The 15,470-nt window shown below is 42.7% G+C and carries 14 protein-coding genes and 1 pseudogene; all 15 read left to right on the forward strand.

Going from position 1 to position 15,470, the window contains the following annotated elements:
• A pseudogene (locus F993_RS20665) lies at nucleotides 1-810 on the forward strand (DNA polymerase III subunit gamma/tau); the annotation flags it as partial.
• Between the two features lie 109 nt (nucleotides 811-919).
• Nucleotides 920-1,558 carry a vWA domain-containing protein gene (locus tag F993_RS14210; protein ID WP_004653169.1) on the forward strand — a complete coding sequence of 213 codons (639 nt, stop codon included), beginning with the start codon at nucleotides 920-922 and terminating at the stop codon, nucleotides 1,556-1,558.
• Between the two features lie 34 nt (nucleotides 1,559-1,592).
• Nucleotides 1,593-2,234, forward strand: a complete 642-nt coding sequence (locus F993_RS14205) for a TerD family protein (RefSeq protein WP_004653171.1) — start codon at nucleotides 1,593-1,595, stop codon at nucleotides 2,232-2,234.
• Nucleotides 2,235-2,271: 37 nt separating this feature from the next.
• Entirely contained in the window at nucleotides 2,272-2,907 is a 636-nt protein-coding gene (locus tag F993_RS14200) for a vWA domain-containing protein (protein ID WP_004653172.1), read from the forward strand.
• 34 nt (nucleotides 2,908-2,941) lie between these two features.
• Nucleotides 2,942-4,000 carry a TerY-C metal binding domain-containing protein gene (locus tag F993_RS14195; RefSeq protein ID WP_004653173.1) on the forward strand — a complete coding sequence of 353 codons (1,059 nt, stop codon included), beginning with the start codon at nucleotides 2,942-2,944 and terminating at the stop codon, nucleotides 3,998-4,000.
• A 21-nt stretch (nucleotides 4,001-4,021) separates the two neighbouring features.
• The gene (locus F993_RS14190; RefSeq protein ID WP_004653174.1) at nucleotides 4,022-5,830 is read left to right on the forward strand and encodes a PP2C family serine/threonine-protein phosphatase; all 1,809 of its coding nucleotides are present in this window, start codon (nucleotides 4,022-4,024) and stop codon (nucleotides 5,828-5,830) included.
• Nucleotides 5,823-7,352: a helix-hairpin-helix domain-containing protein gene (locus F993_RS14185; RefSeq protein WP_004653175.1), complete on the forward strand. Its 1,530-nt coding sequence runs from the start codon at nucleotides 5,823-5,825 to the stop codon at nucleotides 7,350-7,352. Before F993_RS14190 ends, F993_RS14185 begins: the two co-directional genes overlap by 8 nt.
• The gene (locus F993_RS14180) at nucleotides 7,349-8,401 is read left to right on the forward strand and encodes an ATP-grasp domain-containing protein (RefSeq protein WP_004653176.1); all 1,053 of its coding nucleotides are present in this window, start codon (nucleotides 7,349-7,351) and stop codon (nucleotides 8,399-8,401) included. The genes F993_RS14185 and F993_RS14180 overlap by 4 nt, the downstream gene beginning before the upstream one ends.
• A gap of 42 nt (nucleotides 8,402-8,443) precedes the next feature.
• A complete protein-coding gene (locus tag F993_RS14175; RefSeq protein WP_004653177.1) occupies nucleotides 8,444-9,583 on the forward strand; it encodes a phosphoribosyltransferase domain-containing protein in 1,140 nt (379 codons plus the stop codon).
• Nucleotides 9,576-10,397, forward strand: a complete 822-nt coding sequence (locus F993_RS14170) for an HAD family hydrolase (RefSeq protein WP_004653179.1) — start codon at nucleotides 9,576-9,578, stop codon at nucleotides 10,395-10,397. The genes F993_RS14175 and F993_RS14170 overlap by 8 nt, the downstream gene beginning before the upstream one ends.
• The gene (gene stiP / locus F993_RS14165; RefSeq protein WP_004653180.1) at nucleotides 10,381-11,532 is read left to right on the forward strand and encodes a cysteine protease StiP; all 1,152 of its coding nucleotides are present in this window, start codon (nucleotides 10,381-10,383) and stop codon (nucleotides 11,530-11,532) included. The genes F993_RS14170 and stiP overlap by 17 nt, the downstream gene beginning before the upstream one ends.
• A gap of 4 nt (nucleotides 11,533-11,536) precedes the next feature.
• The gene (locus tag F993_RS14160; RefSeq protein ID WP_004653181.1) at nucleotides 11,537-12,418 is read left to right on the forward strand and encodes an HpcH/HpaI aldolase/citrate lyase family protein; all 882 of its coding nucleotides are present in this window, start codon (nucleotides 11,537-11,539) and stop codon (nucleotides 12,416-12,418) included.
• A gap of 25 nt (nucleotides 12,419-12,443) precedes the next feature.
• Nucleotides 12,444-13,643 carry a TerD family protein gene (locus F993_RS14155; RefSeq protein WP_004653182.1) on the forward strand — a complete coding sequence of 400 codons (1,200 nt, stop codon included), beginning with the start codon at nucleotides 12,444-12,446 and terminating at the stop codon, nucleotides 13,641-13,643.
• 103 nt (nucleotides 13,644-13,746) lie between these two features.
• Entirely contained in the window at nucleotides 13,747-14,325 is a 579-nt protein-coding gene (locus tag F993_RS14150) for a TerD family protein (protein WP_004653183.1), read from the forward strand.
• A gap of 59 nt (nucleotides 14,326-14,384) precedes the next feature.
• Complete coding sequence (locus F993_RS14145; RefSeq protein ID WP_004653184.1) at nucleotides 14,385-15,455, forward strand: DUF475 domain-containing protein; 1,071 nt, start codon at nucleotides 14,385-14,387, stop codon at nucleotides 15,453-15,455.
• The last annotated feature ends 15 nt before the right edge of the window (nucleotides 15,456-15,470 follow it).

Consider the following 15,470-nt stretch of genomic DNA (forward strand, 5'->3'; position numbering starts at 1 on the left):
GAACCTGAACCTGAACCTGAACCTGAACCTGAACCTGAACCTGAACCTGAACCTGAACCTGAACCTGAACCTGAACCTGAACCTGAACCTGAACCGCGCAATCAAGATCCTCATGTCATGGTGTTTGATGCCGAGGACGGCCAGTTAATTGGATTGGATGTATCAGTGCAACAACATACGATTCAGTCGAATATTGTTGAGGCGGATGAGGTGCTGGTTTTTCCTGTTGAGCAAAATCCTCAAGTACAGCTGGAGCAACCCAAAGTTGAGCAAGTACTTGATCTCGTATCAGAGTCAGTAGCTGAAGCCGTTGTTTTGGAGCCGAGTGTTGTTGCAGACAAGCCCGTTGCACCTGTAATACAGCAGCAAAATCATGAACAAACGGATCTGATGCCTCAAGATATTTTAAAACTGCGTGAGCAGGTTTTAGAAGGCGAGTGGAATTTAGAGAAGTGGGAATATTGGTTTAGAACCAGCCAGCTTTCTCCGGCTGTTCAAGAGTTAGCCCAACATGGTGTGATGCAAGGACAGATTAACGGTACATCTGTTTTTCAGATTCCTCAAGAATATGAAGGCATGTTATCGCAATTGCAGCATGGTTTGGAGGAGGCATTAAAAGCACAATGGCCAAAAACGCTGTTCAGCGTGCAATATGGTGCTGTTGACTCCAATACGCCTTTAATGATGCAGAATGAGCGTAAAGAGCGAGCATTTAACCGTGCGGTTGAGTTATTACACCAAGAGCCGACAATTAAGAGTTTGGTCGATACTTTTGATGCCGAATTAGTCAATATTAAGCTCAATCCTTAGCCAAAATAGACAGAAGAGTATTTATTTTTTACATTGTAATGATTTAGATAAGCTAAAAGTGTAATCTATGCTTAAAATTTAAATCATAACGAAATAAGGGTAAAAAATAATGCGTCGTTTACCAGTTTATTTATTACTTGATACTTCAGGCTCTATGCATGGTGAACCCATAGAAGCTGTAAAAAATGGGGTGCAAATTTTACTTTCAACTTTGCGTCAAGATCCATATGCGTTGGAAACGGCCTATTTATCTTTAATTAGTTTTGATAGCCAAGCCAAACAGTTAGTCCCTTTAACTGAATTGGCTGTTTTCCAAGCGCCTGATTTGCAGGTCACAGGAACCACAGCCTTGGGCGATGCTTTAGCGCTGTTAGCCGATAAAATTGAACATGAAGTGGCAAAAACCACTGCAGAGGTCAAAGGTGACTGGAAACCTTTAATTTTCATTATGACTGATGGTGTGCCAACAGATGATTGGCGTAAAGGGTTGCAACGTTTACAACAAGTCAAAACAGGGGTAATCGTGGCCTGCGCAGCGGGACATGGCGCCGATACTTCAATTTTAAAACAAATCACAGAAGTTGTTGTTGAATTGGCAACGGCAGATTCAAATACGATTAAAGCATTCTTTAAATGGGTTTCTGCCAGTATTTCAACAGGCAGTCAGAAAGTGGATGCAGGACAAAAAGAAGTTACCGGTTTGGGCGATTTGCCACCACCACCACCTGAAGTCAACATCGTACTATAAAAGTAAAACAAAGTTTAAATAAGAGGGTAAAACCATGGCTGTGAGTTTAAATAAAGGTCAAGGAATTAGTTTAAGTAAAACTGAAAATAATTTGTCTCAAGTAACGATTGGTTTAGGTTGGGATATTCAGGAACAGAAAAAAGGTTTTCTTGGTGGATTATTTGGGGGCAATAGCGCTGAATATGATTTGGATGTGATTGCCTTCCTTGTGGGGAGCAATGGCAAGGTCAATAATCTGGGACGAGATGCTCAGGGAAATGTCACCTTAGAAAATAGTGATGTTATCTTTTTTAATAATCAAAGGCATTCTTCTGGACATATCTGGTTAACCGGTGATAACCGTACAGGTGCGGGTGATGGCGATGATGAACAAATTATCGTGAAGCTCAATGACCTGAATCAACAATACCAAAAAGTGGTTTTTGTGGTGCAAATTTATAAAGCCGCAGAAAATAACCAACATTTTGGGCAAGTTAAAAATGCATTTATCCGTGCTGTTGATACCACAGGCAAGGAAATGGTCCGTTTCGATTTGTCGGGCACGGGGCAATATGATCAACAGCGTTCATTACTGTTTGCTGAACTTGTCCGTGAATCAGCTGGATGGAAATTTAATGCAGTCGGACAGGCATCCCAATCTGATTCATTTGTGGAATGGTTAAAACAATACGCTTAAAAATTTGATTTTCGGCTAAAGAAAGGTTTAGAACAACATGCGCCGTTTACCCGTTTATATTTTATTAGATACTTCAGGATCGATGCGAGGTGAGCCAATTCATTCGGTGAACGTCGGCTTGCAGTCCATGTTGAGTGCATTGCGCCAAGACCCTTATGCATTAGAGAGTGTGCATTTAAGTATTATTACCTTTGATTTGGAGGCTAAGGTTTATTTACCTTTAACGCCCTTGGATCAAGTACAGCTTGCCGATATCGATGTGCCGAGTGCAGGCGCAACTTTTATGGGCGCTGCACTTGAGTTGTTGGCTGAGCAAGTTACTCAGCAATTACAGAAAAGTACCGATGAGGTCAAAGGGGATTGGCGTCCACTATTGTTTGTGATGACTGACGGTTCACCGTCTGATGTCTATGCTTACCAACAAGCGATTCCTGTCATACAACAGTTAAATTTTGCCAGTATTGTTGCCTGTGCTGCTGGGCCAAAAGCCAAACAGGATCATCTCCTACAACTGACCGATAAAGTCGTGGTATTGGATACCATGGATGCGGCCTCTTTTGCAGGATTCTTTAAGTGGGTATCTGCCAGTGTCGTGGTGGGAAGCAGTAGTGCAGGGATTTCAGGCTCTGTTTCATTGCCACCACCGCCGCCGGAAGTGCAGTTGGTGTTGTAAATAAAATAAAGAATACATTAAGGATAATCAGAAGATGCGCCGTTTACCTGTTTTTTTCGTATTGGATTGTTCTGAGTCGATGGCGGGGCAAAATATTCAACAGATGCAACAAGGCATCCAGTTGATTATGCAACAATTACGTCAAGATCCATATGCCTTGGAAACCGTCTATGTTTCTGTTATTGCCTTTGCAGGGATTGTTCGAACCTTAGTTCCGTTAGTTGAAGTGTTTGCTTATTATCCCGCGAAATTACCTTTGGGTGGCGGAACACATTTAGGTAAAGCCTTAGAACATTTGATGAATGAATTTGATCGTCATTTGATTAAAACAACGGAACAAACCAAAGGGGATTGGAAGCCAATCGTCTATTTGTTTACAGATGGTCGTCCGACTGATGAATGTAAAGATGCGATTTACCGTTGGCAAAAGAAATATGCACGACGCTGTACGCTGATTGCCTTAGGAATGGGTAAAAACGTTGATTATGCAACGCTCAAGCAATTAACTGAGCACTGTATTGCTTTTGATGAGTTGAATGAACAAGACTTTAAAAAGTTTTTCCAATGGATTAGTGCTTCTGTGGTTGCACAAAGTAAAAGTATTGGGGATGGGCAGCAGCAAGATCATTTACCGCCAATTGATGAGCGTTATATGCGTTTGGTCAAGGATTTGCCAGCCAAGAAAACCTTGGTGGATGAAAACTGTGTCACTTTTGTGGGACGCTGTGGCAAGCTGAATCGACCTTATTTAATGAAATTTGAACGTGAAATTCAGTATCAAGCGCCTCAAGATTTAAATATCAACCTGAATTTATATCATTTTCAATTGACCGAATGCTGCAAAATTGATGAGGATTATTTTACCTGGTCTGACCAAACCCAACATCAGCAGCAGGTCAATACCACGCTATTACAGGGTACTCCAGAATGTCCGCATTGTTTGGCTGAAACGGCTTTTGCCATGTGTGGTTGTGGCCAATTGATGTGTTATGACGGTTTTAGCGAGGACGTGACTTGCCCATGGTGTCGTCGCCAAGTCAGTTTCGGTTATGGTGGAATGGACGGCTTCGATGTGCAACGAGGGCGTGGTTAAAAATTGGATCTAGGAAAAGCCATGTCGCAAACATTAACTCCTGACGTTCAGACTGCCTTTTTGAATACATTGGAGCAGTTATTACAAGATCAAACTCAACAGAACCCTCTGTTACTGGATGGCGATTCTGTTGATCAATTACTGAAAAGTAAAAAAATTTATAATGCCTACTATGATTTGGCTGAACAGATTTATGAGCTAATGGGTTTTCAATTAGAACAGTCAGCAGCGTTTCAGTATTCTTTATTACAGCGCATCCTTGAGCAGGGGCGCTTGCCGATTTACATCTCTAATGTTGAAAATATCAATAGTGCTGAATCAAGCCAACCGCTATTCGATCATACCCAAATGATGCAGAATCCAAACACTGAGAATGATGCATTGGAGTCAATTGACCAGCTTGATTTTCTAGACGAGCTTTACTTGTCTCCTCCAGTTGATGCAGAAAATGAGCCTTGTTTTATAAATGATTGCTTTGTCGCTACACCACTTACGACAACGTCATTGTTACTTAGTTCAACTGCAAATATCGACTCAAATAATACCGACCACAAGCAGAACAATGCCTCAGGGAAACCAAATCATGAGGTGAAAATGGTGAAAAAAATGCCTCATTTTCAGATACCCAATGCACGTGTTGGGCAAGACTATCAAGCGCGTATTCAAATGCAATATCCGGTCAAAGAAGACGTGCTGATTTGTTCTGAATCAATCAAGATTCCAGAAGCCTTAGGCATCGTATTTGATGATCAAGCCCAACAATTACAGGGTATTCCGTTGCAAGCAGGTGAGTTTAAACTGGCCTTTCAGTATAAAAACAACGAAGCCGTACAAGCATGGTCTTCGGGTGAGGTGACCTTTATTATTACTGCTGACCCGCGTAGTTTATGGCAGGTCAATGAGCCTGATAGCAATGAACCTTATCAAAAAGCACATAGTGACCACCAATTGATTCAGACTGAGCATTTTAACCTTGCAGCCTGTAGTCAGCGCGGACGTTCACATGAACACGCAGGTACTTTCCGTGATGATGATTTTCTGATTGCACGTGTTGCAGAGACTGATTGGTCAGTGTTGATTGTTGCAGACGGTGCTGGTAGTGCTAGTTATTCTCGGCAAGGTTCTTTACTTGCGGTGCAAAGTGCAGCAAAAACGCTGATGGATTACCTCGAACAGCATCATCCGCATCTGGATCTCTTATTGCAGCAATGGCAAGTTGGCAGTGACGACGAAATGACCAAGTCTGTTGCTCAGCAGATTTATAAAGATTTTCACGATACTTTCTATAAGACAGCCCAAGTGGCGATTGAGACCATTGAGCAGGAAGCTGAGTTAAAGCAGGTTGCAGCCAAGGCTTATGCCACGACTTTATTGGTGGCTGTGGTTAAACAATGCGAGCAAAAAACCTTTATTAGCACCTTCTGGATGGGTGATGGTGCCATTGCTGTATATGCCAAAGATAAAGTGCGTTTAATGGGTAAACCTGATGGTGGAGAGTTTGCTGGACAAACCCGTTTCTTAGATCGCAGTTTTGCACAGCAGTTTGCTAGTCGTGTCAATATTGGCTATTACGATGATTGTGAAGCTGTGATTTTAATGACAGATGGTATTTCCGATCCACGCTTTGAAACGGATGCTGGACTCGCGAACCACGAAAAATGGCAGGCGTTATGGCAAGAAATTGAACCACAGTTACAGCAGCCACATCCAGATCAGGCTTTATTAGAGTGGTCAAAGTTCTTTAGTGCTGGACATCACGATGATCGTACTTTGGCGATTTTATGGAATAAGCCTGTGAGTGTGGATGTGGAGGGTGTTGTCCATGACTAAGATTATCCAATGTCAAACTTTAGATGGTCGGCCAGTCGCATTCGTTGATGAAGTCATTGGCTCAGGAGCAATGAAAGATGTCTATTTTTCGCCTGATAAATCTTATGTGGTGTGTTTTTTTAGCAAAGAAAAAAACCATTTTTATCAGTCACATGCTGAGCTGGAAAGACAGAAGGACCGCTTAAAGGAAATTGTTGGCAATAAATGGCAAGGTATTTTCAACAGTGCAGGTGGGGATTATTGGAAAAATGTCTTTTGTTGGCCCGATGGTTTGATTGAATATAATGGTTTATTGGGGATTACAGCCCCGACGTACCAAAAACAGTTTTTCTTTGAGCATGGTTCTAAAAATAATGATTTTTTAGGCATTAAAGGTAAGGAAAAAGAAGGGAAATGGTTTGCCAGTGCCAATAACCAAAATCGGTTTTTAGATGAAAAAGAAAAAGGCAATTGGTCGAATTATCTAAGAATTTGTATTTTGATTGCCCGTGCTGTGCGTCGTATGCATGCAGCAGGTTTGGCGCATTCAGATTTATCCTATAAGAATATTTTGATTGATCCTGTAACTGGGCGTGCCTGTGTAATTGATGTTGATGGTTTGGTCGTGCCAGGCAAATACCCACCCGATGTGGTGGGGACACCTGATTTCATTGCGCCTGAAGTGGTGAAAACCAATCACTTTAAAAAGGATGATCCGCAGCGAAGTCTCCCGAATATCATGACTGATCGCCATGCCTTGGCGGTATTGATTTATATGTATTTGCTGTATCGACATCCATTGCGTGGTGGCAAGGTCCATGATGTGAATGATCCGCAGCGCGATGAAAATCTGGCAATGGGTGAAAATGCTTTATTTATTGAGCATCCAACAGACCCAAGCAATCGTGTAAAAGTCAGTCAGGTACGTCCAAGTGCTTTACCGTGGGCCGATCCAGAAAAAATTCCATTCACCGTGACAGGTCCTTATTTAAAAGAACTGTTTTTACAAAGCTTTGTGACGGGTTTGCACCAGCCACAACAACGACCATCTGCCAATGATTGGGAAACCGCTTTGGTTAAAACGGTGGATTTGATTCAGCCATGCTTAAATAGTGATTGCGGTCAAAAATGGTATGTATTCGATAATACAACAAAACCAGTATGTCCATTTTGTGGCACAGCCTTTAAAGGCAAGCTACCTGTACTGAACCTCTATTCGGCACGTCGAGAAGGCAGCTTTAGACCCGATAATCACCGTTTAATGGTCTGGACAGGGCAGTCACTTTACCCGTGGCATGCCAATAATTTGATTGCACCGAATGAGCGTCTAACAGCAGAGCAAACCAAACGTGTCGGCTATTTTGTTTTTCACCAAAATCAGTGGTGGCTGGTCAATGAAAATCTGCCTGACCTCATGGATGTGGCAACCAAAACAACGATTCCAATTGGCGAAAAAGTTGAATTGCTAGATGGAAAACAAATTTTACTTTCACGTCAGGATGGCGGTCGCTTAGTGGTGGTGCAAATGGTGGAATGTGTATGACACAAATAGTGAATGATCTTACTCAGATAGGTATTGCAGACAACTCGATCGGGATTTGGTTTACCCAAGCGCATTCTTGTCAACGTGATTTAATTTTGGCCGCAAAAACTGCGCCATTTGATACCCGAATGCATGTGGTGGCATCACATGCCGACGATCGTCCTGAAATTACGTCTGTTGCCGATATTGCTTTACAAGAACCACCTTTGTCAGAGCGAGTCGAGTGGGTTTTACAGCAAGCACAACGCTTAAACGTCAAATTGATCATTGCTGGGCATCATGCTGCAATGTATCTGGCTCAAAAACATCGCTTCGAGCAATTGGGTATTCGACTGATGGCGGGCTGTGATACGGTTGAGCAGATCGAGCAACTGAATGACAAATCCCTGTTCACTCAAATCTGTGTGACTCATGATTTGGCGGTTGCACCGGCAACCATTGTTGAAAATGCCGAGCAATTAGAGGATGCATATCATGACTGGCTGCAAAAAGGCGATGTGTGCGTCAAGCCTGCCAAAGGGGTGTTTGCTTCAGGGTTTTGGCATTTAGATCCTAATGCGGATGCTTTTGATGTGTTTGCCAATAGCATGAGATTCAAGGCGCATCCTGGAAGTTTTATTGAGAGTTATCGCCAGTTAGAACACCCCCCTGTGTATTTGGTCATGCCATTTCTTGCTGGGCTAGAGTGCTCAGTGGATATGTTGTGCGTACATGGTCAGGTACATGGTGCGATTGCGCGTTATAAACAAAATAATGGTTGCCAGAGTTTGACATTCGAAGATCCTGCGATTGAGTTGGCCAATCAGGTGGCTGCATTATTTGGTTGTGATGGGCTAGTGAATATGCAGGCTCGATATAATGATCAACAGCATTTATATATCTTGGAGGTGAACTCTCGACCATCGGGTGGTATTGCACATACCTTTATGAGCGGTGTGAATTTGGTCCATTTGGCGATTGCTCAAGTACTACAGCTCAATTATCAACCTGAAAAGATGGAAAGTTCGGTCACTGTACGCAGCATAAGTCAGAGTATTTGTGTAATATAAAGACCATTATGTATATTATTTTAACTTAGATTTAAGAATTATATGATTGAGATTGAATTACAACGTGGCAAATTGGATTTACAGCCCGATGAAAATAGCCATTGGAAATGGCAGGATTTACTCGGTTTTGCTGAACGAATAAATCCGAAGAGAGCTTTTTTATTTGTCTCAAAAGTCTTGGGGAGACATATTCCAGTCAGTCCTCAGGTGATGCGCCATGCGTTTACTGATTTAGCCCAACTGATTCCGAGTGATTTGCCAGAGCCAATCTTGGTGATTGGGATGGCAGAAACTGCGGTGGGACTTGGTGCAGGCGTACATCAAGTCCTGCAAGAACGCTATCCAGATGCGCTGTATGTCACGACGACTCGTCATCCTGTTGAAGGCGCACCGTTATTGGCTCGCTTTTTAGAAGAACATAGCCATGCACAAGATCAATTGCTGTATGGATCTCCGGATGCTGATATCCAAAAGAAAATTTTAGCCAGCAAAAGTATCGTATTGGTTGATGATGAAGCTTCTACAGGGAAAACTTTTATCAATTTAGTATCTGCACTACAGGCGGCTGGTTTTGATCAAATTTCCCATATTGTGACGGCCACTTTGGCGGATTGGTCATCAGGTATTCATATTGCTGGATTAGATTGTCAGTCCGTGGCATTGATGACAGGTAAATGGCAGTGGCAGGATGCCGAAAATCCGCCACAGATCAACATGCCTAAAGTCGATACCGTGGCATTTGGTGAGTACGCGACCTTGTCTGAACCGACTTGGGGACGCTTACCGATTCAGGATACTTCAGCCTATATTCGTTTGCAGGTCGAACCTCAGCAACGGATTTTAGTGTTGGGAAGTGGTGAATATGTCTGGTCTTCATTCTTATTGGCTGAGGATTTGCAGCGACAGGGTGCAGAGGTAAAATTTAGTGCGATTACCCGCTCACCAATCGCAGTAGGCCATGCAATTCAATCTGCATTGGCTTTTTCAGATAACTATGGTTTGGGCATTCAGAACTTTGTCTACAATATTAATCCATTAGAGTATGACCGAATCCTCATTACAGTGGAAACCTGTGCTGAGTCAGTCGCCAATAGTTTATTAGATGCGATTCCAAATGCTGAAGTCATCAGTGCAGTAGAATTTCCACATCAAACTTTTAATCTGTGTAGTGCTAATGACTAATTTCTTATTTGATGCGCAAAATATTGCAACGCCGCTCATGTTGGTTGATCTGGATGATACTTTATTCCAGACCCATCGCCGTATTGTTCCCCAAGCTGACTTTAAAATGGTCACCACAGACAAACAGGGACAAGCATTAGCGTATATGAACCCGATTCAGCAGCACTTTGTGCAGTGGTTGTTGCATAGTACACATTTGATTCCCGTCACAGCACGAAGTGCAGAGGCATTGTCTCGGGTCCATTTACCTTTTCAGTATGGGGCAGTTTGTTCTCATGGCGGCACGGTACTGAATGCAGATTTCAGTGTAAATCTGGATTGGCATGCGCAGATGCAAGATGCATTGGCTCCTTATCAAGCGCGGCAACAGGCTTTGATTGAGGTGGTACAGCAGCAGGCGACCCATTTTGGTTCTATCCGTACTTGGGTGGTCGAAGAGCAAGGTTTGGGCTTATACGTGGTTGCCAAGCAAAATACCGAAAATGATAATCCCTATGCACCGAATTTTTTACCAGAACTATTAAATAGCTTAAGCCCAGCAGTTTTGGATGGGTTCTATTTCCATTTAAATGGCAATAACTTGGCTTTGATTCCAGAACCTGTGAGTAAAGCCAATGCAGCCCGTTTTTTATTGCAACAGTTTGCGTCTCAACAACGTCCGATTCTCGGTTTTGGCGATAGTTTGTCCGATGTAGAGTTTTTAAATCTCTGTCATTGGTGGGGCATGCCGAACCACAGTCAATTGAATCGTTGGGTAAAACATAATTTGACGCAGCAATATAAACAAGAAGGATATTATGGCGATTATCAATAAAGATAAAGCAAGTGAATTAATTTTAAAACAAGGGTTTAGTGGTAGTTACCAATCGGAACAAGTGACTTTTTTACTTAAACGGACGCATATTGAACCAACCGATACCATCGAAAAAGAACGCCTGATTCAATCGGGCGAAAAGCATTATTCGCAAATGATCAGTTTGGAGAGTGCACCGACCGAACGCCATTTACAGCTGTTTGAACAGGCCATGCAGCAAGGGCAACAGCGTTTGGCCCAAGAAGTTCAGCAGTTGGCACAAAGCTTGGTTGCACAATTTAAGGAGCCAATTGTATTGGTGAGCTTTGTACGTGCGGGCGTACCCTTAGGTGTACTGCTTTATCATGCGATACAGGATTTAGGCTGTGACTGTGTACATTATGGCATCAGTATTATTCGAGACCGTGGCATCGATTTTGCTGCCTTGGAAACCATTATTGCTAAACATGGACACGAATCGATTGTATTTGTGGATGGTTGGACGGGGAAAGGCGCGATTCGCCAAGAATTACAACGTAGTTTAGGCGATGATGCTCGTTTTGCAGGGCGACCTTTACCGTTGGTAGTCTTGTCGGATATTGCAGGGTGCGCATGGTTGGCGGCCAGTGGTGATGATTGGCTGATTCCATCTGGTATTTTGGGTTCGACTATTTCGGGTCTTATTTCCCGCAGTATTTGTGAAGGTGAAACCTTGAGTGCCGAGGAAATCAATGCCGAGAATATCGATCAATGGCATCGCTGTATCGAATATAGCCATTTAAAAGAATTTGATATTTCGCAGCAGTTTATTCAGCGCATCAACCAGATTCGCACCCAGCTTAATCCACAACCCAATGCAGTCTGGGCGGAAACTCAACAACAGGCACAACAAGATCAAAGCCAGCAGGTGGTACAGAAACTGGCTCAAGAATACGACATTCAAAATATTAATCGGATAAAACCGAGTATTGCTGAAGCAACCCGAGCGATTTTAAGACGAGTACCTGATCTGGTCTTGCTTCGCGATGCTGATGATGCCGATACCCGTTTATTACGTTATTTAACGCAAGTCACAGAGACACCTGTACAAGTAGTCGGTGATCAAATTGCGCCGTATAGAGCGATTACATTGATTCAAAAATTGGGGAAAGGATAATTTTATGTTATCTGCATTATCTTTAGGGGCAACATTATATATGCCTGCCACGCGCCCAGATTTATGGGCTGTGGTGAAGGGTGAAAAATATCCAGAGTTACGCTCTTTGGTGATCTGTCTGGAAGATGCCATCACTGAACAAGAAATTGAGTTTGCCAAACAAAATCTCAAACTATTGTTACAGCAAATTCAGCAGCAACAACGCCTTGAACAGCATCCTAAAGTGTTTATTCGCCCTCGTCATATTGCAATGGCCGCTGAGTTAGCAGAATGGCAAGAAATCACCGCTTTGGATGGCATGGTGTTGCCGAAATTTGGTTTAGCCAGTATTGAGCAATGGCTTAGGGTTCTTCCACCAGAACTTCACTATATGCCTACGCTTGAAACAGCCGACAGTTTTGATATGGGGCAAATGAAAGAGCTGAGACAAGCCTTGCCAGAATTTCATAAAGTATTGGTGCTTCGGGTCGGAGGCAATGACTTACTCAATTGTTTGGCTTTGCGCCGCCCAAGTGATATGACCTTATACCAAACACCAATCGGCACACTCATTGCAAATCTAGCAGGTCAGTTTTTACCTTATGGTTTTGCGCTGAGTGCACCTGTCTGTGAGCATTTTAGTCAGGTGAAATTGTTGCAGGATGAGTTATATCTGGATTTACAGCATGGCTTATCGGGTAAAACAGTAATTCATCCTGCACAGATCTCGATTGTGCATCAGGCTTATCAGGTCAATGAAATCGAGTTAAAACAAGCGCAGGGTATTTTACAGGATGGCAGTAAGGCTGTATTTGCCTGTCATGGCAGTATGCTTGAACCCGCAACTCATCGTCGTTGGGCGGAACGGATTTTAGAACGGGCAAAAGTGTTTGGGCTAAAAGTATAAAATCAAAAAATTATAGGAATAATCGATGCAACAACTTATTACAGGAGCCAATTTGGCATTGAGCCAGTCACAGTGCCAAGTGAAAATTAAAACTACATTAGCGGCGCATATCGGTTTAGATGTCACCGCTTATGTCTTGAATGCGCAGGCGAAGGTTCGTGGTGATGCGGATATGATCTTTTATGGGCAAAAGCAGACACCGAACCGTAGTGTGGAATTAGTCGAGGCGACAACAAAAGCACCGTATATCGCGCAATTTAATCTGAATACTCAATTGTTCGATGCGGATATCAGCAAGCTTGCGATGTGTGCAACGATTGATGGGCAAGGTACAATCAATGCGATTCAAGATATTCAGATTGAATTATGGGAAAACGGACAGCTCACGGCAACAGCAACGGTAAAAAGTGCTGAAAAGACTGAAAAAGCTCTGATTTTGGCCGAAGTTTATCGTCATAAAGACCAGTGGAAATTCCGCTTCGTCAATCAGGGTTTTAATGGTGGTTTACAACCGTTAGCCGAACATTTTGGGGTAGAAATTAGTGAGCAAGCGACAACGCCTGAGCCTGCGCCTCAACCTATACCTGCGCCAGCACCACAACCTAAAATTAATTTAAGCAAAATTACCTTAGATAAACGTAATAACCAGATTAATTTACAGAAACAGGCTCACGGTTTTGGTGAGATTAAAATTAATCTGAATTGGAATCAACGGACTCAACAAGCTCAGACGGGTGGTTTCTTTAAAAAGTTACTCAACCAAAATCAAGGTATTGATCTGGATTTGGGGTGCCTATTCGAGATGCAAGATGGTAGCAAATCGGTGATTCAGGCTTTAGGTGATCGATTTGGTGATTTTAACAATTTTCCCTTTATCCAGCTTTCTGCGGATGACCGAACTGGTGCATTAACAGAGGGTGAGTGGCTTAGGATTAATGGACAGCACTGGTCGCAGATTCGCCGTGTGGTGTTGTTTGCCTTTATTTATGAAGGTGTCCCGAACTGGGCTGAAACAGATGCTGTGGTTACGATTTATGTTCCAGATCAACCACCGATTGAAATCCGTTTAACTGAAGGGCAACCTTTGGGGATGTGTGGAATTGTAGAGTTAGTGAATCAAGGCGGCAGTATCCAAGTACAACGTCATGTGCGTTATGTACCTGGACATCGGGAGTTGGACCAAGCCTTTGGTTTTGGTCTGCGCTGGGTTGCAGGCAGTAAATAAAGTTGATATTTAATCATGTATTAGATAACAACAATTTCGATATCTATGTGGACATTATTGAGACCATTGAATTTTAAGTGTTCAAACGAGGAGAAAAAACAAAATGGCAATTAGTTTAAATAAAGGTGGAAATTTATCCCTAAGTAAAACAGATCCAAATTTAGTTCGCATTTTAATTGGATTGGGCTGGGATGAGCGTGCGACTGATGGCGCAGCATTTGACTTGGATGCGAGTGCATTCTTATTAACCGCGACGGGTAAAGTACGTGGCGATCACGACTTTATTTTCTACAACCAACTCAGATCTCAAGATGGTTCAGTAGAACACACGGGTGACAACCGTTCAGGTCAAGGTGATGGCGATGATGAAACCTTATTGGTCGATCTGTCAAAAGTCTCGCCTGAAATTGAAAAAATTGCGATTACCGTGACCATTCATGATGCACAAGCACGTGGCCAGAATTTTGGTCAGATTGCCAATGCTTTTATTCGTGTCGTGAATCAAGACACTAATGTCGAAGTGGTTCGTTTTGATTTGGCAGAAGATTATTCAACTGAAACTGCCATGGTGTTTGGCGAAGTTTATCGCCACAATGGCGAATGGAAATTTAAAGCCGTTGGTCAAGGTTATTCTGGCGGGCTTGCTGCGATGTGCCAACAATATGGTATTCAGGTCGGCTAAGCTTCTCATTTCAACACATAAATGATGAATAGCTAAAAGCTGTTTAGAAAAGGAAAAAAATGAAACATTTTCGTTTCTCAATTATTTTTACCGTAATCTGTCTAGGGTTATCAGCATGGTGGGGCTTTACGCATGGCCCAAATGCTGGTTTCTCGATGATGCTTAAAGTTTTATTGATTACGACTGTACTGGCGGTCATGGAAGTATCTCTGTCTTTTGATAATGCTGTTGTCAATGCATCAGTACTCAGAAACTGGGATGAGTTCTGGAAAAAACTATTCCTTACCGTCGGGATTTTAGTTGCTGTATTTGGTATGCGTTTAATCTTCCCGTTGTTAATTGTTGGTGTAACCGCTGACATGGGAATGATTGAAGTTGCGAAACTGGCACTGAATGACCCAAAAACTTATTCAGAAAAGTTACTTGCACACCATGCTGAAATTGCAGCCTTTGGTGGGATGTTCCTGCTGTTGGTGTTCTTAAACTTCTTGTTTGATGATGGTAAAGATACGCACTGGTTCCATTGGTTGGAAACCCATTTATCGAATCTAGCCAATATTCCTGCGATGTCAGTATTCGTATCCCTGATTGCTTTATTGACCATGGCTGCTTTTGTGCCTGAGCAACAAAAACTGATCGTGATTGTCGCAGGGATCTGGGGCATCGTGGTTTATATCGGTGTACAGGTACTGGGTCATTTGCTTGAAGGCAGCAGCGAAGATGATGATGCCGATGAAAAACCAGTTACAGGTACTTCAAGTAATATCGTCAAAGCAGGTATTGGTGGTTTCCTTTACCTCGAAGTATTAGATGCTTCGTTTAGTTTCGATGGTGTGATTGGTGCATTTGCGATCACAAGTGATGTGGTTGTGATTATGCTCGGTCTGGCCATTGGTGCAATGTTTGTCCGTTCTATGACGATTTATTTAGTTGAGAAAGGCACACTAGAAGCATTTATCTATCTCGAGCATGGCGCACATTATGCGATTGGTGCTTTAGCTGCAATTATGCTTTATACAGGAACAGGTGGTCATGTGCCTGAAGTTGTAACGGGCTTGATTGGTATTGCATTCATCATTTGGGCTGTATTATCTTCGATTGCTTACAGTAAACAACAAACACAAGCTTGATAAAAATGCATGGAT

It is taken from the genome of Acinetobacter proteolyticus (genome assembly GCF_000367945.1).
GTDB classification, from domain to species: domain Bacteria; phylum Pseudomonadota; class Gammaproteobacteria; order Pseudomonadales; family Moraxellaceae; genus Acinetobacter; species Acinetobacter proteolyticus.

Coding starts and splice junctions, on each gene's coding strand:
- F993_RS14210 (WP_004653169.1), top strand. CDS start 920: ATGCGTCGTTTACCAGTTTATTTATTACTTGATACTTCAGGCTCTATG.
- F993_RS14205 (WP_004653171.1), top strand. CDS start 1,593: ATGGCTGTGAGTTTAAATAAAGGTCAAGGAATTAGTTTAAGTAAAACT.
- F993_RS14200 (WP_004653172.1), top strand. CDS start 2,272: ATGCGCCGTTTACCCGTTTATATTTTATTAGATACTTCAGGATCGATG.
- F993_RS14195 (WP_004653173.1), top strand. CDS start 2,942: ATGCGCCGTTTACCTGTTTTTTTCGTATTGGATTGTTCTGAGTCGATG.
- F993_RS14190 (WP_004653174.1), top strand. CDS start 4,022: ATGTCGCAAACATTAACTCCTGACGTTCAGACTGCCTTTTTGAATACA.
- F993_RS14185 (WP_004653175.1), top strand. CDS start 5,823: ATGACTAAGATTATCCAATGTCAAACTTTAGATGGTCGGCCAGTCGCA.
- F993_RS14180 (WP_004653176.1), top strand. CDS start 7,349: ATGACACAAATAGTGAATGATCTTACTCAGATAGGTATTGCAGACAAC.
- F993_RS14175 (WP_004653177.1), top strand. CDS start 8,444: ATGATTGAGATTGAATTACAACGTGGCAAATTGGATTTACAGCCCGAT.
- F993_RS14170 (WP_004653179.1), top strand. CDS start 9,576: ATGACTAATTTCTTATTTGATGCGCAAAATATTGCAACGCCGCTCATG.
- stiP (WP_004653180.1), top strand. CDS start 10,381: ATGGCGATTATCAATAAAGATAAAGCAAGTGAATTAATTTTAAAACAA.
- F993_RS14160 (WP_004653181.1), top strand. CDS start 11,537: ATGTTATCTGCATTATCTTTAGGGGCAACATTATATATGCCTGCCACG.
- F993_RS14155 (WP_004653182.1), top strand. CDS start 12,444: ATGCAACAACTTATTACAGGAGCCAATTTGGCATTGAGCCAGTCACAG.
- F993_RS14150 (WP_004653183.1), top strand. CDS start 13,747: ATGGCAATTAGTTTAAATAAAGGTGGAAATTTATCCCTAAGTAAAACA.
- F993_RS14145 (WP_004653184.1), top strand. CDS start 14,385: ATGAAACATTTTCGTTTCTCAATTATTTTTACCGTAATCTGTCTAGGG.